This window comes from Shewanella sp. TB7-MNA-CIBAN-0143 (assembly GCF_040310065.1).
In the GTDB taxonomy this organism is placed as follows: Bacteria; Pseudomonadota; Gammaproteobacteria; order Enterobacterales; family Shewanellaceae; genus Shewanella.
Genome location: NZ_JBEOPL010000005.1, coordinates 21,476 through 43,259 on the forward strand (window position 1 = coordinate 21,476; position 21,784 = coordinate 43,259).

General features: G+C 42.1%; 15 protein-coding genes and 1 tRNA gene. 10 read left to right on the forward strand and 6 right to left on the reverse strand.

All coding sequences use genetic code 11. From position 1 onward, the window contains the following. Positions 1-167: 167 nt before the first annotated feature. From AAEY97_RS05525 to pabB, 4 genes are all read right to left on the reverse strand, one after another. Positions 168-2,561 carry a TonB-dependent receptor plug domain-containing protein gene (locus AAEY97_RS05525; RefSeq protein WP_350997136.1) on the reverse strand — a complete coding sequence of 798 codons (2,394 nt, stop codon included), beginning with the start codon at positions 2,559-2,561 and terminating at the stop codon, positions 168-170. A gap of 246 nt (positions 2,562-2,807) precedes the next feature. Then, positions 2,808-4,529 (reverse strand): phospho-sugar mutase, encoded by a 1,722-nt coding sequence (locus AAEY97_RS05530; protein WP_350997138.1) that lies wholly within the window; start codon positions 4,527-4,529, stop codon positions 2,808-2,810. A 388-nt stretch (positions 4,530-4,917) separates the two neighbouring features. Further along, the gene (locus tag AAEY97_RS05535) at positions 4,918-5,592 is read right to left on the reverse strand and encodes a glutathione S-transferase family protein (RefSeq protein WP_182745301.1); all 675 of its coding nucleotides are present in this window, start codon (positions 5,590-5,592) and stop codon (positions 4,918-4,920) included. A 470-nt stretch (positions 5,593-6,062) separates the two neighbouring features. Then, positions 6,063-7,508 carry an aminodeoxychorismate synthase component I gene (gene pabB / locus AAEY97_RS05540; RefSeq protein ID WP_350997142.1) on the reverse strand — a complete coding sequence of 482 codons (1,446 nt, stop codon included), beginning with the start codon at positions 7,506-7,508 and terminating at the stop codon, positions 6,063-6,065. Positions 7,509-7,646: 138 nt separating this feature from the next. On the opposite strand from pabB, the gene AAEY97_RS05545 reads away from it, so the two are divergent. The 5 genes from AAEY97_RS05545 (at position 7,647) to AAEY97_RS05565 (ending at position 14,803) form a co-directional block, all read left to right on the forward strand. After that, positions 7,647-9,224, forward strand: coding sequence for a fumarate hydratase (locus AAEY97_RS05545; RefSeq protein WP_350997145.1), 1,578 nt, complete (start codon positions 7,647-7,649; stop codon positions 9,222-9,224). Positions 9,225-9,421: 197 nt separating this feature from the next. After that, positions 9,422-11,482 carry a dipeptidyl-peptidase 5 gene (locus AAEY97_RS05550; RefSeq protein ID WP_502959392.1) on the forward strand — a complete coding sequence of 687 codons (2,061 nt, stop codon included), beginning with the start codon at positions 9,422-9,424 and terminating at the stop codon, positions 11,480-11,482. Positions 11,483-12,355: 873 nt separating this feature from the next. Continuing rightward, entirely contained in the window at positions 12,356-12,979 is a 624-nt protein-coding gene (locus AAEY97_RS05555) for a YchE family NAAT transporter (protein ID WP_194956085.1), read from the forward strand. Between the two features lie 231 nt (positions 12,980-13,210). After that, positions 13,211-13,300, forward strand: a tRNA-Ser gene (locus AAEY97_RS05560). Positions 13,301-13,483: 183 nt separating this feature from the next. Further along, on the forward strand, positions 13,484-14,803 hold the full coding sequence (locus AAEY97_RS05565; RefSeq protein WP_162023235.1) for a DEAD/DEAH box helicase: 1,320 nt from the start codon (positions 13,484-13,486) through the stop codon (positions 14,801-14,803). 53 nt (positions 14,804-14,856) lie between these two features. Here the strand turns inward: AAEY97_RS05565 and yegS are convergent, their stop codons facing one another. Next, positions 14,857-15,786 carry a lipid kinase YegS gene (gene yegS / locus AAEY97_RS05570; protein WP_162023234.1) on the reverse strand — a complete coding sequence of 310 codons (930 nt, stop codon included), beginning with the start codon at positions 15,784-15,786 and terminating at the stop codon, positions 14,857-14,859. A 271-nt stretch (positions 15,787-16,057) separates the two neighbouring features. Here yegS and AAEY97_RS05575 point away from each other — a divergent pair, with 271 nt between their 5' ends. The 5 genes from AAEY97_RS05575 to AAEY97_RS05595 all read left to right on the forward strand — a co-directional run bounded on the left by AAEY97_RS05575 (position 16,058) and on the right by AAEY97_RS05595 (position 20,560). Beyond that, positions 16,058-17,857, forward strand: a complete 1,800-nt coding sequence (locus tag AAEY97_RS05575) for a DUF885 domain-containing protein (RefSeq protein WP_350997148.1) — start codon at positions 16,058-16,060, stop codon at positions 17,855-17,857. Positions 17,858-18,014: 157 nt separating this feature from the next. Continuing rightward, positions 18,015-18,677, forward strand: coding sequence for a response regulator transcription factor (locus tag AAEY97_RS05580; protein ID WP_162023232.1), 663 nt, complete (start codon positions 18,015-18,017; stop codon positions 18,675-18,677). A 106-nt stretch (positions 18,678-18,783) separates the two neighbouring features. Continuing rightward, positions 18,784-19,908, forward strand: coding sequence for a M14 family metallopeptidase (locus AAEY97_RS05585; protein WP_162023231.1), 1,125 nt, complete (start codon positions 18,784-18,786; stop codon positions 19,906-19,908). 56 nt (positions 19,909-19,964) lie between these two features. Continuing rightward, positions 19,965-20,282 carry a zinc ribbon domain-containing protein gene (locus AAEY97_RS05590; protein WP_101087064.1) on the forward strand — a complete coding sequence of 106 codons (318 nt, stop codon included), beginning with the start codon at positions 19,965-19,967 and terminating at the stop codon, positions 20,280-20,282. Further along, positions 20,279-20,560 carry a YeaC family protein gene (locus AAEY97_RS05595; protein ID WP_101087065.1) on the forward strand — a complete coding sequence of 94 codons (282 nt, stop codon included), beginning with the start codon at positions 20,279-20,281 and terminating at the stop codon, positions 20,558-20,560. Before AAEY97_RS05590 ends, AAEY97_RS05595 begins: the two co-directional genes overlap by 4 nt. A gap of 136 nt (positions 20,561-20,696) precedes the next feature. Here AAEY97_RS05595 and ansA read toward each other — a convergent pair whose 3' ends face one another. After that, positions 20,697-21,710, reverse strand: coding sequence for an asparaginase (ansA, locus tag AAEY97_RS05600; RefSeq protein WP_101087066.1), 1,014 nt, complete (start codon positions 21,708-21,710; stop codon positions 20,697-20,699). Between the last annotated feature and the right edge of the window lie 74 nt (positions 21,711-21,784).

The following is a 21,784-nucleotide window of genomic DNA, read 5'->3' on the forward strand; positions in this document are numbered from 1 at the left end:
ATACAGTCAGTAAGCATTAGTCCGTTAGCAAGATAACTTAAACTAATGTTCTTAACCAATCGTTTTATGTTCAGCTTGATGTAATGAAAAATGCCAATCAAATATGATTGGCATTTTTGCGTTTCAGCGTGATTATCGGCTGAAAATACTCACTAATAACTAATCTTTTAGTAGGTATAACGTAGATCTAAGTAATAGTAACCACCGTTAAATCCAAACGGAGTATTGGTCAGTGGGTATACAAATATGCCGTTAAAATTATTATCCTCTGGGCGTTTCTCTGGATAAGTATCAAATAGGTTTTGTACCCCTAACGTCACTGAAAGGTTATCGGTTGCACGGTAACGAGTACTTAAATCAGTGGTCCATCTCGCACCATATTCTACTTCACTAGATGAATAACCCACGGTATATTCACCGAAATAGCTGAAACGTAAGTTAGTGGTGAAGTCATCGTATTGATGAGTAAAACCGATGTTAGCGGTATTTTTCGGATTGGCTTCCGTCATGCGAACGACTTCAATATTATCAAATAGCTCGTCTTCTAATCCATTGAGGATCGAAGGCAAAGAAATTGACTCAATTTCAGTTTCTTTGTATGAGTAAGCAAGGTTTGCTTTTAGATCGCCGTATTCACCAAGGTCAAAACCTTGAGTGATAACTAAGTCTACACCTTGAGTTTTAGTATCAACCGCATTCATAAAGAAACGCGCCGAGTCGGCATTGGTGCCTTCAAGAATGGCAGCAATGGCGGGTGAGCTTTCTTTGTCGATAGAACCTGACAAAATGATTCTGTCATCAACATTGATTTCATAAGCATCTAATGTCACTGCAAAGCCATTGTCGCCAGTGTAAACAATACCTGCACTATAAGAGTGTGATACTTCCGCTTTAAGATCGGGAATACCTAGCTCAGCTCTAACCGGTGATAACTGGTTAAAGGTACCTGACTCTCTAGGAATAAATTCACCAGTGATCGGATCAGGGTCAAAGAAAGTGGATACGTTGGTAAAATAAAGCTGTTGTACACTTGGCGCGCGAAAACCCGTGTCGGTGGTTAAACGAAGTGCCACTCGGTCTGTTAGCTCATAACGACCAGACAATTTCCAACTGGTATTGCCACCGAAATCTGAATAGTCTTCATAACGAACGGCTGCCGCCCAATAAAAGTCATCGGTGAGTTGGTTTTCAAGTTCGATGTACAAACCAAGGTTTGTACGGTCTTCATCTACTTCAGATTCTTTAGTGAAACCACCAAATCCCTGGCTACCACCCGATTTATCTTGGTAATCGCCTTGGATATACGATTCTTCTTGGCCAGCTTCAATTTGATAGCCACTTTCGCGCCATGTGATGCCCATTGCCACGAGTAAGTCAGAGTCATTGGCAAAATCGTAGTAGGTTGAAGCATCTAAGTTTAGATTCAGCTCACTGGTTGACAATGTACCAGCATCAAAGCTTGTTGGACTGTTAGGGCCAAGCGAAGCGTTAATGCTGTTTTCAACATTGTATTCAAAGCTGTTGCTACCAAAACCAACTGATGAATCAATTTCCCATTGGCCCAACTCAAACTCATAACCGGTGACTAAAGAGTAATCGATAATCTCTGGGCTAATTTGTGGTAAAAAGCCGTCTGGATACACTTCAATAACGTTACGAGAATCCAACGCACGACGATAAAAAGCGCCTGAAGTTGAGCTGCGTTTGCTAATACCACCAAAGGCATAAAGCTTGCCCTTGGTATCTAACCCTTGCTCAGCATTTACAAATAAACCGTAGTTGTCATAATCACTGTCGCCAACATGATGATTTTTACGATCGAATGTGGCTTCACGTGGATCAAGGCTACCATCTGCTAGGGTCGGGTATTGCTGACGTGAATCGAAACCGGCACGATTAGTTGAATTTTTCTGATGTGCTTCTAAAGACACATTCACAAAGCCGTCTTGGCTAAAACTAAAGCCTTGATTAATGCCTAGGCGTACTTGTTCACCGTCGCCTTCATAGGTTTGGCCAACTTGGGCGGCAATGCTGCCACCTTCGTCGCTGTCTTTCAGCACGACGTTGATGACGCCCGCAATCGCATCAGAGCCGTATAGTGCTGATGCACCGTCGCGTAAAATTTCAATCCGCTTAATTGAAGTCATTGGAATGGCGTTAAGGTCAACGTTTGATGAACCTTTGCCTAACGTGCCAGCTAAGTGAACCAATGCTGAACCGTGGCGACGCTTACCATTTACCAACACTAAAGTGTGATCAGGTGACATGCCTCGTAAGCTTGCAGGGCGAACCGCGTCGCTGCCATCGGTAATTGACGAGAATGGAAAGCTGTAGCTGGGCGCAGCAAACTGCAATGCCTTAGCGGTTTCGGTTATGCCTGTTGCTTCAAGTTGTTCTGAGGTAATAATATCGACAGGGGTTGCACTGTCTGTGGCGGTACGAAGGGCAATACGCGATCCAATAACCTGAATGCGCTCTAGGTTTTCACCTTCTTCTGCAGCGATTGCTACTGGGGCTGAAATACTGGCAATAACGGCCAAAGATACGAGACTTTTATACATTAGCAATCCTGCGATAACGTTATGAGTAATTTTGTAACATTATAGATCATTTTCGCTGGTACATAGGTCGCTTTAATATAGGCTTGGTTAGTTCAATCAGGCATATCTCATGACACTCTGATCTAGTTAAAGGCTATAACTCATCCATTGTGATTACAATTGCTCATAAGCATAAACAAACGCCTGTTAATAATAACAGGCGTTTAACATTCTTTTGTTAATGAGACTTAATCGCTTTATGAGCCGCTAGCTGGGTAAGCTCGTTTGGTGCGATGTAATGAAGGTCGCCATGGCATCCTCTGCACGAGTTTGTGCCGATGCCCAGGTGTCTGAGGTTGTCATGGTTTCAACCACTTCGTAATAACATTTAATTTTTGGCTCAGTACCCGACGGGCGAACAATGACTCGAGCGCCACCTTCTAAGGCATAAATCAACACATCGCTACTAGGTAAATCAATGGCTTGTTTGCTGCCATCAGCGGCAGTGCGCTGTAGACTTTTTAAATCGTCGGTCGAGATCACCGCATACTCACCAATTTTCACGGGTGGATGTTCGCGTAAATAGGCACCAATATTTGGCGTGTCAGCATTAAGGGCAATACTCACTTGTTTATTAAGGTGAAATCCATGTTGGCGATAAATCTGCTCGAGTTTATCCCAAATGGTTTGTCCATTATCTGCAAGTTCTGCAGTCAGTTGGGCAAAGGCCACTAATGCCGATAATCCATCTTTATCCCACACTAAGTTACCAATGGTGTAACCGAGTGCCTCTTCATAAGCGAATAAGAACTGATTGTCAGCTTGGTGCTTGGCAATACCGACATTCATTAACCACTTAAAGCCGGTAAGAGTGGTATAGCTTTGGCTACCAAACTCAGTGGCAATTTTAGACAACAGGCTGGAGGACACGATAGTAGTGCCAGTAAGTTGCTGATTTTTAGGCGCATGGCTGAGTAAGTAATGACCAAATAACACTCCAACTTGATCGCCTGTCAACATTTGGTAGTCGCCATTTTCAGTGCGAGCGGCAACAGCAAAGCGGTCAGCATCAGGGTCGTTGGCACAAGCGAGTGTAGCATTGTGCTTTTTGGCTTCTGCAATCACCAAATCCATTGCGCCTTTTTCTTCAGGATTTGGAAAGTTTACCGTAGGAAAGTCGCCATCAGGTTCACGTTGAGCCGCCACTGAATACACTTGTGTAAAACCAGCATCATTTAATACCGTTTCAGCCATATCGGCACCAACACCGTGCATTGCGGTGTAAGCTAAACTGACCTTGTCTTGTCCGCTGTGGTATTGCAGCTCTTTAGCTTCACGAATTCCTTGGCGATAGGCTTGATAGAAATCGTCTTGTAACCAAGTAAGCTTATCTTGTGAGATAGCATCGTCTAGTGCTAAAAAGGGAATAGTCAGAGTGGCAGCCCGAGTAATTTGGGCGGCTATGCCTGTGTCGTGAGGAGGAATAATTTGTGCGCCATTTTCCCAATAGACTTTATAGCCATTGTATTGTGGTGGGTTATGACTTGCAGTAACCACAATGCCAGCCGCAGCGTTAAGATGTTTTACCCCAAAAGCGACTAACGGCGTGGCGGCAACCTTATAGGTTAAATGCACGTTAATGCCCATAGCGGTTAATACACTTGCGGCATCATGGGCAAAGGTAAAGGAATCATGACGACCATCGTAACCTATCACGACACCACGCTCGGCAGCATTGTCGATTTGCTCGAGTAAGTAAGCCCCCAGACCGGCAGTAGTTTGGCGGATAACCAAACGGTTCATCGCCATAGGGCCAACACCCACTTCGCCTCTTAGCCCTGCAGTGCCAAATGCTAAACGACCCGCAAAGCGTGCCGCTAGTTCTGTTTCATTGCCGTTATCAATTAACGTTTGCAGTTGTGAGCGGGTGTGTGGGTCGGGATCGTTATTGAGCCATTGGTTGATTTGATGTTGAAGATGGGTATTCATGAGTAACCTCATTGATAATCATTTTCAATAACAGTAGGAAAATACCGCCGCAAGAACAAGTAAATTCGTGTCAAAGTGGATAAAAATAACAAATTGTATTCATGATTTATACGCTTAATCTACATGCATAAACGCGATCATTAGCTTATAAACAACCAGTTGCAGCTAAATATCAAACCTAAAAACCGTGTAAATCAACTTTAAAGCTTTATATATAAACTTAAAAACATTGTATAGATAGAAACCTATAGCGTGCACAGTGGCGTTACAGCAAGAGTGGCGTTACAGCAAGAGTGGGGCCACATAGGCAATACAAAAAAGGCTTATGGATATCATCCACAAGCCTTTTATAACGCGATTAAAATACCGCGATTAAAATCTATTTTGCTTAGATAACATAATTTTGTGGGAAAAACGCACGTTTTGCGTCTTCATCAAATTCTGCTTTAAATTGAATGTCTTTACCCATGTTTCTGGCGCGTTCAACTGCAGGACGGTTGTTGATGCTGTTAAACCAGCGTTGAACATTCGGGTAAGTGGCAAGGGCATCTTGGCCTAATACATAGCTGATTTTATCAACCCAACCCCATGCAGCAATATCGACAATGCTCAATTCATCACCGACGATAAACTCACGGTTATCAAGATGTGCGTCAAGTACTTGGTAATGACGCTGAGTTTCACGTTGATAACGGTTTGTTGCGTAATCTATTTTCTCTGGTGCATGGTGAGTGAAATGGACACATTGACCAGAATAAGGGCCTAAACCAGTGGCGACGAACATTAACCACGACAGAAGCTCACCACGATTTTCCGGGGTTGCAGCTAATTGACCGGTTTTGTCAGCAAGGTATAAAAGAATGGCATTAGAATCGAATACACGCACGCCGTTATCTTCAATGGCGGGTGTTTTACTGTTTGGGTTAATCGCTTTAAATTCAGCGCTATGTTGCTCACCTTTTAAGGTATCCACTGGCACGAGTTCAAACTCAAGGCCTGTTTCTTCGAGGAACAGGGCAATTTTCATTGGGTTAGGGCCTGGATGGAAATAAAATTTAATCATGTGAACTCCTTAATAAGTAAGAAGTGTATTTAAGCAGGTTTTGAACGAATGCTCAATATGTTTTTGAGCGATCGTTCATGGTTGAAGGTAGTTTGAGTGAATATTATAAATAATGGTTTAAAAACACGGATTAAAAAACAGATTCAAGCATAAGGTAATACTATTAAAATCGATGATTTCTAGAAAATATTAAGGTTGCTGACCTTTGATAACAAAAGATAATCTGAGCCTAGAATTCATTAACTGAAGTTATCGAGCATACCCAATACTGGCGCTGTGTAAGGTAAACCTAGCTTGAGTACTTTCATGGCTTATTCACTTAGATAAGCAACTATTCACTTTTAACTCGTCTAAGCGCTTGCGCATGCACCATTGAATTATTGTTATTGCCGCCATTTTGCTGGTGACAATCTTACTAACGACCATTCTTTACTCGCAATCATCCACTCCAGTGGGAAGCGTCAGTATATTTAATGATTATCGACAGTTGTTTGTTGCTGATTTAGATTCGCCAACAAAGGTAATATTTTACTGACTTTATCAAAGCTTTCTTGATACTCCGCAGCGCCATTGGAGTCGGCAACAATACCACCACCTGCCCAGCAGTAAATGTGATTATTTTCAGTGACCAAAGTACGAATAGTAATACTGGTGTCCATGTTTCCATTTTGGCTTATATAGCCGATGCTGCCGCAATAAAGGTTACGTCTGGACGGTTCTAATTCTTCAATGATTTCCATTGCGCGGATTTTTGGCGCACCGGTAATTGACCCACCTGGAAAGGCGGCGTTAAGTAAATCGAATGCTGTTTTGTGTGGTGCAAGTGTGGCAGTCACCGTACTGACTAAATGATGCACCGCAGGAAAGCTTTCAATGGCGAATAACGTCGGCACTTTAACCGAGCCTGGGGCGGCGACTTTACCGATATCGTTTCTGAGTAGGTCTACAATCATCACATTTTCGGCACGATCTTTCTCGGAAGTGATTAATGCGCTAGCGGCTTGTTGATCCAAAATGGGATCATGATGGCGCGGCATGGTACCTTTAATGGGTTTAGTTTCGATATATTGATCGTTAAGTTTAATAAAACGTTCTGGTGAGATAGATAACATGCAGTGGTTATCAACTCGCATAAATGCCGAAAAAGGCGCTTGGTTTGCAAGGGATAAAGCACAATAAGCTTGCCATTCATCTCCTTGATATTGAGCTTCAAATCGTTGGGTTAAATTGATTTGATAACAATCACCACTCAATAAATACTGCTGCACTTGAGCAAATTTATGTTGATACTGCTGACTGTCTATCTGATTAATCCAAGCCGTAGTTAATCTGAAAGGCCTTGATGTTATTGCGTTACTGGCTGATTTTTGTATTTTAGATTCAATTAAATTCAACTCAACTTTTAACGCGTTAGATCCATCATAATGGTAAGCATACCAAGATTTATCAACGTAACTGTAGACGAGTGAAAAATCATAAAAACCAATATTCATATCATCAAGATGAATATCTTTAATGGCAATTTGTGGCAACTTTTCAATATTTCGGCCCAGGTCATAGCCAAATGCGCCCAGGGCTCCGACACTAAATGGATGTTGGCTGTCTTGCGCTGAAGGATATAACCGCGCTTGCAGTTCAGCTAATGTGTTAAAGGGGTTAGCGTGGCGATCTATTTTAATATTGAGTGCTTTGATGGCCGAGTCTTTGGCACTAAATTGACTGATGCCATCGCTGCTGGTTAACGTTGCAATAGGATTAAAGCCGATGATGTCGAATTTGGCATCTTGGTGCGGAGCATTGGCTGAGTCGAGTAATATCGCCCATGGCTGGTGGCTTACCAGTGAAAATAGCTGCTTTGTGTCTATTTTCCAGTCCAGTTTTTGCATGAAGAGTGCGTTTTTTGCCCGCGCAGACATCGATAACCCTTATCTAAAATGTGATGTAGCCCAAAAAGGATGGAAAGAGTATCATATTGGTCTTAATAGTTAATATTAAATCGATTCTAATAAAAACGATAACCATGTTAGGCCGCAATGGCTGCTGGAGCACCCCATATGTCGACGAATACCACATCTCACTCTACAACTCATTCACCTATATCTAGTCAAGCTGTCGTGATTAAACAAGCTGACTTTATTGAAAGTATTGCTGATTCTCTGCAATACATCTCGTATTACCATCCCAAAGACTTTGTTGATGCAATGACCAAAGCTTACGAGCGTGAAGAAAGCGCTGCCGCGAAAGACGCCATTGCCCAAATTCTGATTAACTCCCGTATGTCAGCCGAAGGCAAACGGCCTTTATGCCAAGACACTGGAATTGTCACCACCTTTGTTAAAATTGGTATGTCTGTTCAGTGGGATAAAACTGACATGACAGTTCAAGAAATGGTCGATGAAGGTGTACGTCTTGCTTATACCAATCCAGATAATCCATTACGTGCATCAATAGTGTCAGACCCTGCCGGTGCGCGTAAAAATACCAAAGACAACACACCATCAGTGGTTCATATTGACATGGTTGCTGGTAATCAAATAGAAGTGATGATTGCAGCCAAAGGTGGTGGATCGGAAAATAAATCCAAAATGGCCATGCTTAATCCGTCAGACGATATCGCCGCTTGGGTAGAAAAAACATTACCAACAATGGGCGCGGGCTGGTGTCCACCGGGTATGTTAGGCATAGGTATCGGTGGTACTGCTGAGAAAGCGGCCGTTCTGGCCAAAGAATCATTAATGGACCCTGTTGATATTCATGAGTTGATGGCTCGTGGTGCAGAGACCACAGAAGAAAAGCTTCGTTTAGACATTTTTGAACGCGCAAATAATTTAGGCATAGGCGCTCAAGGGTTGGGCGGACTCACTACAGTATTAGATGTTAAAATTAAATCTGTACCGACTCATGCAGCGTCTAAACCGGTCGTGATGATCCCTAACTGCGCAGCAACGCGCCATGTGCATTTTCATTTAGATGGCACTGGTCCAGTCGATTTAGTACCACCATCTTTATCTGATTGGCCTGAAATCACTCGTGAAGCGGGAGAAAACACTCACCGTGTCAATTTAGATACTGTCACTCAAGCTGAAATCGAAACTTGGAAGAGTGGTGATACCTTATTACTCAACGGTAAAATGCTGACTGGCCGCGATGCAGCTCATAAACGGATTCAAATGTTACTTGAATCTGGTGAAGGTTTACCAGCAGGCGTCGATTTTACCGGTAAGTTTATTTATTACGTTGGCCCAGTAGACCCTGTCGGTGATGAAGTGGTTGGCCCTGCAGGCCCAACAACGGCAACCCGTATGGATAAGTTCACTGACATGATGTTAGACCAAACAGGCCTAATGGGCATGATTGGTAAGTCTGAGCGTGGTCCTGAAACGGTTGCTTCAATTAAAAAGCACAAAGCAGTGTATTTAATGGCTGTTGGCGGCGCGGCATACCTAGTGTCGAAAGCGATTAAGAAATCACGTGTTGTCGCATTTGAAGATTTAGGCATGGAAGCGATTTACGAATTTGATGTGCAAGACATGCCTGTAACCGTGGCGGTTGATACCAATGGTGTTAATGCGCACGAAACTGGCCCAGCGATTTGGAAAATTAATATCGCTAACAGTAAAGCTAATAAGTAAGCCATCGATAACATTGTGCTTACACATAAGCGATAAGTGTCAATGTGATTAAACGCTCGGGTTTACAGCTTTTTACAAAAGGCTTGTTGCCTGAGCGTTTTGCTTTGGTTAGTCTGCAATATACATTTTATGATTACGTTTGATATTGGCTGTATTTGTGGCCCAAACGTAATACGTTTTATTTAAACAACTGAGACATGATAACAATGAAAAAGTCTTCTGTATTATTCGCACTGGTTGCTGCTGGCATGGCAACATCAGTGTCTGCGGCAGAGCCCGCAGCTTTTAATGTTCAGCAACTGGTTAACTTAAATAAGTTGCATTCAGCGGCCGTATCAAATGATGGTAAAACCATGGTGTACGGCGTAAAAGTGGTTGATGATAAAGGCGAGGGCAACTCAGATCTTTATCTTCTCGATTTGAACGATAAAAATGCTAAGCCAAAGCAACTTACCTCGGCAGCCGGTACTGAACACGATGTCAGCTTCTCGCCCGATGGAAAATCGATTTATTTCCTCGCCACGCGCTCCGGCACCAGTCAATTGTATCAATTGGCCCTTGATGGCGGAGAAGCTATCGCGGTTACCGATTTACCGTTAGATATCAATGGCTACAAATTGTCTAACGACGGTAAGCAAGTTGTTATGACGTTGCGAGTATTTCCAGAGTGTAAAGACTTAGCGTGTTCAAAAGACAAGTTTACTGCCGAAGCTGAACGTAAAAGCACCGGGCGTCAATACAAGCAGTTGATGGTACGTCATTGGGACACTTGGGAAGATCATGCACGTAATCATTTGTTTGTCGCCTCGCTTAATGGCAACAAAATTACCACCGCGACAAACGTTACAGCGGGCCGTGACACTGAAACACCGCCTAAGCCATTTTCTGGTATGGAAGAAGTCACCTTTACTGCAGACGGTAAGTACGTTGTTTATAGCGCGAAAGCGCCGAGCCGAGATCAAGCTTGGACTACTAACTACGATTTATGGCAAGTGCCTGTAGCTGGCGGTGAAACGGTTAACTTAACCCCAGATAACCAAGCATGGGATGCCCAGCCAACGTTCTCTGCCGATGGCCGTTATCTTGCTTATTTAGCCATGACCAAGGCGGGTTACGAAGCTGATCGCTCCCGCATTATGTTACGTGACAATGTTACAGGCCAAGAAAAAGAAGTCGCACCATTGTGGGATCGCAGCGCGAGTTCATTAAATTTTAGTGCCGATGGTCGTACTTTGTATGTGACAGCACAAGATCTTGGGCAAGTGACCATTTTTGAAGTGAACACTCAGTTTGGTGATGTGCGTCCTATTTACAACCAAGGCAGCAACAGCCTAGTGGCTGTGACCAGTAATCGTCTTATTTTCCAGAAGTCATCATTAGTTGAACCTGGCGATTTATTCAGTGTGTCACTAGAAGGTGAACAACTTAAACAGCTAACCAACGTCAACAGTGAAAAATTAGCAGATATTAAGTTTGGTGATTTTGAACAGTTCAACTTTAAAGGTTGGAATGACGAAACCGTTCATGGTTATTGGATCAAACCTGTTAACTATGAAGAAGGTAAAAAATACCCAATAGCTTACCTGGTACACGGCGGCCCACAAGGCTCATTTGGTAACAGTTTCAGCAGCCGCTGGAATGCTCAGTTATGGGCGGGTGCAGGCTATGGCGTAGTGATGGTCGACTTCCATGGTTCTACTGGATATGGTCAAGCGTTTACCGACTCTATTGGCAAGGATTGGGGCGGAAAACCGCTTGAAGATCTTAAAAAAGGCATGGCAGCAGTTACCGCGCAGCAACCTTGGTTAGATGCTAACAATGCATGTGCACTGGGCGGTTCTTACGGTGGCTATATGATGAACTGGTTCCAAGGTAAATGGAACGATGGCTTCAAGTGTTTAGTCGACCATGCTGGTTTGTTTGATATGCGTTCTATGTATTACGTTACAGAAGAATTATGGTTCCCTGAATATGAATTCGGTGGCCCATACGATCAAAACAAAGAGCTATATGAAAAGTTTAACCCAGTAAACTATGTTGAAAACTGGAAAACGCCGATGCTCGTCATCCATGGTGAAAAAGACTACCGTGTACCTTATGGCCAAGGTCTTGCTGCATTTACCTTTATGCAGCGTAAAGGTATTCCTTCAGAGCTATTGGTATTTCCAGATGAGAATCACTGGATCTTAAATCAAGATAACCTACAGCTATGGTACAAGAATGTACTAGGCTGGATGGATCGTTGGACAGCTAAATAACCTGAAATTGGGATAACAAACGTCTCTCAAACAGCTCTCAAACAGCTCTTTGCCTTGCTAACGTTGTTGAATTAACTTGCAATAGACCCGCTATTGACGCGTCAATTCGCCTTGTTAGTAAAACAAATGACAAGTTTGAGAGTTGTTAACGTATAAGACTATGATCTTTATAATCATATATTTGTCTCTTATCCCGAGTTCAGGTTAAATAGTGTGTAGTTTCTCTGTAGAGGGTTTACGCAGGTCAGTATTGAAATAATGGCCTAATCTTCACAGCAGAGTTACTTTCAGAGTTAATTAAAAGAGATGTTGCCACTGGCAACATCTCTTTTTTGTGCCTAAGCTATTGTAGCTTCAGATATTGTGGGTCAAGCCAATCGCAGTTTTACTAGAGGCAATGAGTTCTTCATTAGTCAAGGTGATGCTGGAATCGATATCTATACTGTTTACCTAAAAAATACACTTATATACTGTCAAAATAAACTGACCGGCTAAATGTATACTTTTAGGAGAAATAAAAACTCCGCTATCGTTAGTATTTTTCATCATAAGGCTATTCTTATTTTGTTGAATAATATGTAGGTTAACCACAGACAAACAATATTTTAAGTTATGTTGTAGGTTAAATCATCATATTGATGCTAATTAGAACTGTATAGTGAAATAAAATAACTAAAAGTGCGTGTTTACGTTAACTGTCATTATGATGTAAAAACACAAATAATAGACGTAGCATTAGTTTTTGTATTGTAAAACGGTCTATCAAATATAAAAAATTTCATTTGGGGAATGGCAATGTTTCAGCTACATTAGCGCCCTCAGAATCGAGCTTCAATACAGGTAATATCAAGAGGGTTATACCAAGTGGATTTCATGCTTTATATCAAGTTCTTTCTAGGACTATTAGCCATTATTAACCCAGTAGGGTTATTACCTGTTTTTGTTAGTTTAACCAGCCATCAAACTGAAGTTGAGCGTAGACATACCAACCGGGTGGCAAACTTTGCCGTAGTGGTCATTTTATTGGTGACGGCAATAGCAGGGCATTACATTCTTAGTATGTTCAGTATTTCATTATCGGCTTTTCGTATTGCCGGTGGTAGCTTGATTTGTATTATTGCCATGTCGATGCTGCAAGGTAAAATCAGTGAAGTGAAACGCAACCAAGAAGAAGACCGTGAGTCTTCAGGTATGGAGTCTGTTGCAGTTGTCCCTTTAGCTTTGCCATTAATGGCTGGTCCTGGTGCCATTAGTGCGGTGATTGTGTTTGCGGCAGAGCATCACCAAATAACCAACTACATTGGTATGTTTTTAACCATTATCATCTTAGGTCTTGTTAGTTGGGGTTTATTTCGTATGGCGCCAATGCTGTTTAAACTATTAGGTAAAACTGGCATTAACGTTATTACTCGCCTAATGGGTCTACTGATGTTGTCTTTAGGCATTGAAGTGATCGCCGCGGGTGTTAAAGGACTTTTCCCTACCTTAATAGGTTAGTTAGCTTGCTAGTTGCTGTGCATTTGTGCAAACGCTTGATAGTGGGGATTTTTAGCTTGACCCGCTATCATCATTTGCGTAAAGTACGCCTCGATTAGCACTGCCGCGGTTAGTATTAAGCGGTTTTGTATTGTTGAGAGGTCATTATCCCACTCAATAGAATCAAATATTAAGTACTGCCTTTTTATCTGATGTCTTTTAATGGTATGGATAAAAAGTCAGTCACAAATTGGTGAGCTGGCTGAGTGGCTGAAGGCGCACGCCTGGAAAGTGTGTTTAGGTTTATCCCTAACGAGAGTTCGAATCTCTCGCTCACCGCCATATTATGAAAAAAGACGTCTTCGGACGTCTTTTTTCATTTGTGTTTTAATACAATACTGACAATTTGGCTGATGCTTCGTCTCGCCGTTGTCTAGTATGACTTTATATTAACGAGGTGTTAGCGCTTGTTATGCGTAGCCTCTATAATGCTCTATTCTTGTTTTACTACTGAGACCCACTTTCATGCCTTTTTCGACACTTGGATTACGCGACACGATTGTCAATGCCCTACATGAAGTGGGATACAGTCAGCCGACACCGATTCAACAACAGACTATTCCGGTTATTTTAAAGGGTAAGAACCTGCTTGCCGCGGCGCAAACGGGCACCGGTAAAACCGCAAGCTTTGTATTACCAATATTAGAACGCTTAGCCGACACTGAAACCCAGCGTGCAAAACGTATTCGAGCGTTGATTTTAACCCCAACTCGCGAACTCGCAGTGCAAGTTCACGCCAACGTAGTGCAGTACGCCAAGCATTTATCGTTAACCTCTATCGCCATTTATGGTGGGGTTGATGAGAAGCCGCAAAAACAAGCCTTAATTGATGGTGTGGATATTTTGGTGGCGACACCAGGACGTTTACTTGACTTATATACCCAACGTGCTGTGCACTTTGATGAAGTTGAAGTGTTGGTGCTTGATGAAGCCGATAGAATGCTCGACATGGGCTTTATCGAAGATATTAATAAAATCATCGATAAATTACCTTCTGAACGTCAGAGTTTATTGTTTTCCGCGACATTATCAAACCAAGTGCGTGCGTTAGCGAAAACGGCCATTAAGCGTCCTGTGGAAATTTCGGTGATTGCTGATCGCGATTCAGCACCGAAAATCGAGCAGTGGTTAACGACGGTTGATAAAGATAAAAAATCAGCTTTATTAAGTCATTTAATTAAAACCGAAGAGTGGAATCAAGCGCTAATCTTTATCGAAACTAAGCAAGGTGCCGCTAAATTAGTCAGTCAGCTTGAAAAGCGTGATATTGCTGCTGAGTGTATTCACAGTGGCCGCAGCCAGCCGGTGCGTGAACAAATTTTAGCTGATTTTAAATCGGGTAACATTAAATACCTAGTAGCTACCGGTATTGCGGCCCGTGGTATTGATATTGACGATTTATCTCGTGTAATCAATTATGACTTGCCTTATCCGGCCGATGACTACATTCATCGTATTGGTCGAACCGGTCGTGCGGGTGCTGCTGGTGTCGCTATTTCTTTTGTGTCCAATGATGACTTTAAAAACCTGTGTATGATTGAAAGTCGTTTGGGGCATTTAATTGAACGCAAAGAAATAGTCGGTTTTGAACCATCTAAGCCTATTCCTATTTCGGTGTTGAATTTTATCCCAAAAAATCGTCAGCATAAATCAACCTCAACGACAGACCGACCTACGCTGAGTTTAGGCAAATCGAAAACGGCTTCAGCTGACTTTAGAAAAACCAAAACAGCTAAAGCGCCAGCCTCGCCGAAAGGTAATAAACCTAATCCCTGGAATATCTAAACTGATTAGATAAACGATTAACTCAGTTGTTGTATCGGCGATTAAAGCGGAATTTACTTTCCGCTTTTTTGTGTGGATTTCTCAAGGCATGGACAGTCTGGCGGTAACACAAACTGAATGGCTTTTGGGAGTACTTCAAAACGCATTTGCTCTGTTGGATAGGGTTCGCCATCTAAATTAAGCGGTAACTTGATAGGGAAATCAATTTCTAGCCAACGGGTTTGAAAATGATAACAAAACCTGGCTTCATGACTCATGGCTTGTATTTCTTCTATCACCACCGGGATATCAAAGGTTGAAAATGACTTCAGCAGGGTGATATCCATCAAGCCATCATCAATTAACGCATTGGGCGCCAGCATTTGTCCGCCGCCAGCTTGCTTATTATTGCAAATGGCGCCTACCAGAATATCGCCATCGAACGTGCCTTTATCGGTGGTAATACTGCCTTGATAAGGCTTAAAGCCTAATGCTTTTGCCAATCCTATTAAGGTATAAGCCCCGCCGCCCAGAAAATCTTTTAACTCTGTTGGTGTTTCTGCAGTCACTTGCGCGCCAAAACCGGCGACAGCCGCATTAATAAAATAATTATTGTTGGCTCTGATGATATCAATAGGGTAGCTGTCACCATGAATCGCCAGTTCCAAAGTGGAGTGAATATTATTGCTAATGCCACACGCAGTGGCGAAATCATTTGCCGTGCCTAATGGCAGCACGGCTATTTCGAGCATATGATCCTGTTGTGGCAGTTGCATCAGGGCATTAACAGCCTCATTAAGTGAGCCATCACCGCCACCAATAACCACTCTGCCGACATTATCGGCTATTGCTTCCGTCATAAAACGCAACATATCGGCACTTTCCCAAGAGACCCGCACATCAACAGTATGGCCTTTTTCACGTAAAGCGATAACCGATTGTCTGATGTCGACATTGGCGGCTTTTTTACCATTAAGCAGTAGTCGGATATGTGTTGAAGGCATCGTTAAGACCTCTGTTGATTATTATGGACACGGCTATGTAACTAAAAATCGGTTTCTAGGCTACAAGCAGTTGATCGATTCACTATTTTTATGTCACAAAAGGTGTCTGCATGCTGCAAAACTGTGACGAACATGATTAACTCATTATAATTGCCGTAAGATGAATTTTTATTCGTATCTTCGCAACAAAAATCTTTGTGCACGAAAGCGATATGCATCAAAAAATAAGTTTATATACACTAAAAAATAATAACAATGTAAGGGATAACTCATGAAAAAATCTTTACTTGCTTTGGCGGTTTCTTTTGCCTTAGCTGGATTGGTAGGTTGTAGCGATGACTCGGTTAAGCAAAGTCCACAAACCAAGACCGTTACTGCAGAGGCTAGCACAACTACAACCGTGGCAGAATTAACCTTTAACAAATATTCACAACAGTTTATTGATGAGCTGTGGGCATTATCACCAACGTGGGCTCTGTACAGTGGCAAACATGTTAATGATGGCTATTTAGATATCCCTAATCAAGCTAGCCGCGACAAAACGCTGCAATTTGTTAAGCAACAGCAAGCGGCACTAGCCCAATTCGATCCGCAGTTATTATCTGCTAACGAGTTAATTGATTATAAATTACTGAGTAATTTAGTTGAGTCAATGCAATGGGAAATTACACGCTTTAAAGGTTGGCAATGGGATCCATCTAATTACAATGTTGCCGGTGGTTTTGCGCAAATCATCAATGAAGACTTTGCGCCGTTAGATGAGCGCTTAGGCTCTGTTATTGCACGTCTTGAAAATGTGCCCGCTTATTATGAGGCCGCGCGACAAAATATTAGTGAGCCGACACTTGAGCATACCCAATTAGCGATTATGCAAAATCAAGGCGCATTTTCGGTATTGTCTGCCGAGTTAGCCCAGCAAGTCACTGATTCAGGCTTAAGCGCAGAGCAGAAAGCGTTATTTACTCAACGTTTTGATGCAGCAACTGCAGCGATTAAACAGCACATTGAGTGGTTAACCGCGCTTGAAACTAAGCTAACCGAAAATGGAGGCCGCGATTTCCGTATTGGTGAAACCTTATACGAAGAAAAATTCGCCTTCGATATTCAGTCTGGTATGACCGCTAAACAGTTATACGACAAAGCCGTAGCGGATAAAAATCATGTTCAGCAAGAAATGGCTAAGATTACCGATACCATTTGGTCAAAGTATATCGATACCCCAAAACCAGACGATGAGAGACAAGCTATTCGGCAGTTAATTGATGTGTTATCAACCAAACATGTTAAACGAGAAAACTTTGTTGCTGAAGTGCGTAAGCAAATTCCAGAACTGATTAAATTTGTCAATGATAAACAACTGGTGACTCTTGATCCTAACAAACCGTTAATTGTGCGTGAAACCCCTGAATACATGCGCGGTTTTGCGGGTGCTTCTATCAGTGCACCAGGGCCTTATGACAAAGGCGGTAATACTTACTACAACGTTTCGCCCCTCGATGACATGAGTGATGAGTCGGCAGAGAGCTATTTACGTGAATACAATCACTGGATTTTACAGGTACTGAATATTCATGAGGCTATCCCAGGGCATTACACACAATTAGTCTTTTCTAACCAATCTCCTAGTTTAGTGAAAAGCTTATTTGGTAACGGTGCCATGATTGAAGGTTGGGCAGTGTATACCGAGCGTATGATGCTGGAAGAAGGTTATGGGGCTTTTGAACCTGAAATGTGGTTGATGTATTACAAATGGAATTTACGGGTTATTTGTAACACTATTTTAGACTACAGCATTCAGGTTAACGGAATGGGTGAGCAAGAGGTGATTGACTTGCTCGAGAATGAAGCATTCCAACAACGCGCTGAAGCTGAAGGTAAGTGGCGTCGAGCGACCTTAAGTCAAGTGCAACTGACTAGCTATTACGCTGGCTATCGTGAGATCTATGATTTCCGCGAACAACTTAAAGCTAAGCAAGGTGAGAACTTTGATTTAAAGCAGTTCCATGAACAGTTTTTAAGTTACGGTAGTGCGCCGGTTAAATTTATTAAACAGTTGATGACAGATAAATAGACCAATGATGTCTCATTCATTATTGTGACAAATGTCTCAAGGCCTGAAGTTTCAGGCCTTTTTGTTAATGAAAAGGGCTACAGGGTCGATTAAATCTGGTTTTGGCTAAATCAGTATGATAATCTTAATGGTAATCGTTATCATTAAGTAGCTGAGCATGAAGAATATCCTATTCATTGAACATACCCTTTCCGATAAAAGTGACGTAACTCGACAGCTAAATGAGCAGGGCTACAGTGTTCATCGGGTTAATAATGCCTTTGATGCGTTGATCCAAATGGAAACTGAGCAGCTTGAAGCCATATTGTTAGATTTTTCGGTTCCCAAAATGGAGTCATTTTGGCTGCTCGTTGCACGACAAACCCGAACGCCTATTATTGTATTAGCAGAGAGTAACAGCGAACTGGAGCGCATTAATGCGCTAGAGTTAGGCGCCGACGATTATCTCACTCGACCGATTAATATCCGCGAATTGCAGTTACGTCTTAATGTACTCCATCGACGCACCCAAGCACCAATTAATGACGCGGTTAATGACTATATTGGCTTTGATGATACCTGCTATACCATTAGTTTTGCAGAAAAGTCGCTAGTGTTGACCCAAACGGAATATCGGTTATTTAAATATTTGTTTGATAGACAAGGTGAAGTGGTCACCAAAGAAGAGCTGCAACTACGGGTATTACACAAAGAACTTGGACGTTTTGACCGTAATTTAGACATGCATATCAGTAATACACGCCGTAAATTAGTTAAACGCAATTTACCACGCGAATTGATTAATACCGTTCGCGGTCAAGGTTACAGCTTTAGCTTTTAATGGTTCACACCTATTGCCGCATTTGATAAGCTATGGCGCATAAAATAAGGCTGATACCAATCGTTATTAAGCCCAAAATAAGCGCAAGCACATAAAGGATAATCTAATGCGGATTACAGCAAACTTTGACGGCGGCAATATTGACGTCATTAACCTAGACAAACATGACGATATACAGCTCGCCATTCGTCCCGATTTTGGTGGTGAGTTTTATCAATGGTTTAACTTCCGTTTAGAAGGGGAAGTCGGCCAGACATATACCCTTAACATCCTCAATGCAGGTAGTGCCTCTTATCCAGCTGGCTGGGACGATTATCAAGCAGTGGCCAGTTATGACCGCCAATCGTGGTTCAGATTACCAACTCAGTATGTCGACGGAAAATTAACCATCCAGGCTGAGCTAGATTGTGAAGCCATTCAAATAGCTTATTTTGCACCGTACAGCTACGAACGTCATTTAGATTTGATCAGTGAAGTGCAATTACATCCTGCTGTGAGTCTTGAGCACCTTGGGTTAACCCTTGATGGTCGCGACATGACCTTGCTAAAAATTGGTGATGCTAACCCAGATAAAAAGAATATTTGGATTACTGCGCGTCAACATCCGGGTGAAACGATGGCTGAATGGCTAGTTGAAGGTTTGTTAAATCAATTGCTTGATAGTGATTGTCCAACATCTAAAGCCTTATTAGACAAAGCCAATTTTTATATTGTGCCAAACATGAATCCTGATGGCAGCGCACGCGGCCATTTACGGACTAATGCTGTTGGTACTAACTTAAATCGCGAATGGCAAACACCGAGCTTAGAGAAAAGCCCTGAAGTGTATTATGTCGTTAATAAAATGCATCAAACTGGTGTTGATTTATTTTACGATGTGCACGGCGATGAAGGCCTGCCTTATGTGTTCCTTGCCGGTTGTGAAGGGGTGCCAAGCTACAACGATAAGATGGCTCAATTACAGCAGCAATTTCTCAGTGCATTGACCATTGCCAGTGCGGATTTCCAAACAGAGTTTGGTTACGATAAAGATGAGCCAGGCAAAGCTAATTTAACGGTAGGTTCTAATTGGGTTGCTAATACGTTCAGTTGTTTATCGAACACCTTAGAAATGCCATTTAAAGACAATGCCAATTTAGCCGATCCATTTGTGGGCTGGTCTCCAGAGCGTTGCGTATATTTAGGTGAAGCGTCTTTAGTTGCGATGTTAGCTGTGGTTGATAATTTATAATCGCGACAGTACGCGGTAATTTTTATCTTCAGATAATCAAGCAGGTAGAATGAATTATGGCCTTAGTTGCATGTCCTAAATGTCAAAAGCGAATTTCAAGTTTGGCTAAGCAATGTGAGCATTGTAAAACCGATTTGAGTGGTAATACTGAGTCATTAATGATTATCAGTCACATTGAGCGTTCAAATAGCTTAATGACTCAAAGCTTTATTTTTTTGACATTATTTATCGCAGGAGTTGTGGTGTGGTTTTGGGGAGGAGAGCCTGCACAGGGGTTAACTTCTTATATCGCGATCGCAAGTTTTGTTATTGGTTTTACGGGTTATCTTGTTACCCGAGTCAGAATAGTGTTACATAAACGGAAATCAGTATGAACGATATCAATAAAGTCATTGATGAAATGCCTGAAGAAGTATACCTGCGCTTATTGTCTGCGTCTGAGTTAGGTAAGTGGGATGATGGTACAGTATTAACTCAGCCACAGCGTGAATCGACTTTGCAAGTAGTGATGTTGTATCAAGCACGTAAGCTGCAGCAAACTGAACATTTTACCATCGCAGCCGGTGGTAACATTAATGAGCTGTCTAAATCAGAGCTGAAAAAACAGTTTAAAGGTGAGCCCATCGCCGAGTTTAAAGAAGCTGATTTGTAATTATCTGATAATAAATAATATTTGTTATCAATAATGGATATTATAACATCAAAAAATGCGAGCTCATTAGCTCGCATTTTTATTTAGCTGTTATCTGATTAGTACAATAACCCCGTAACAGTATCAATAACCTAAACTAGTCCGTTGTCAGTTCACCAACAAGGTTTTGCTGCATACGTTGCTTAATTTGCGCCGACGTTAATCCAATAGACAACAAATAATGCAATTTAGCTAACGCCGCTTCAATGGTCATATCAGCACCACTTATTACCCCAGCTTGTGCTAAAGCATTACCTGTAGCATAACCGCGCATATTGACCTTACCCTGGAAACACTGGGTCAAATTAACCAATATAATACCGCGTTCATCGGCTTGTTTAAGTGTATCAAGTAGCTTCTTATCTTGTGGTGCATTCCCCACGCCAAAGGTCAATAAAATCAGTGCTTTTACCGGTTGTTGTAAAATATTATTAAAAATGTCAGTGGAGATCCCTGGATAAAGTGTCACCACACCAACAGGTTGTGGACTAATTGTCACCACTTCTAAAGGCTCACCTGTTGGTTTGGTTATTTTCCCTGCTTTAAGGTTTATTTTAATGCCTGCCTCGAGCAACATAGGAAAATTAGGCGATGCAAACGCATCGAATCCGTCAGCATGGGCTTTGGTTGAGCGGTTACCACGAAACAGTTTGTTATTAAAAAATAAACAGACTTCTGCAACGGGGTAGTTGGCTGCAATATAAAGCGAATTGAGCAAGTTGGTTTGACCGTCTGAACGTAATTGAGCTAACGGAATTTGTGAACCAGTAACAATGACAGGTTTTGATAGACCTTGCAGCATAAATGACAATGCAGATGCGGTATAAGCCATGGTGTCTGTACCATGCAAAATAACGAAACCGTCATACTTTTCATAGTTGGCTTGAATATCATTAGCAATCAATTGCCAATCCGGCGGTGCCATATTGGATGAGTCAATTAATGGGCTGTATTCATGAATAACGAATTCAGGCATTTCTTCATGATAAAACTCAGGCATTGACTGCACACAATCGGTTAAGAACCCAGATACTGGCACAAAACCATTATCGGTCTTTTGCATCCCGATGGTACCGCCAGTATAGGCAACGTAAATGGAACGTTTTGTCATGTATGTAGGCTCTTCTTTAACAGCGATTGCAGATTGTGGAAATTATACGAGTTTATTTGTCGATCCCCAATAAA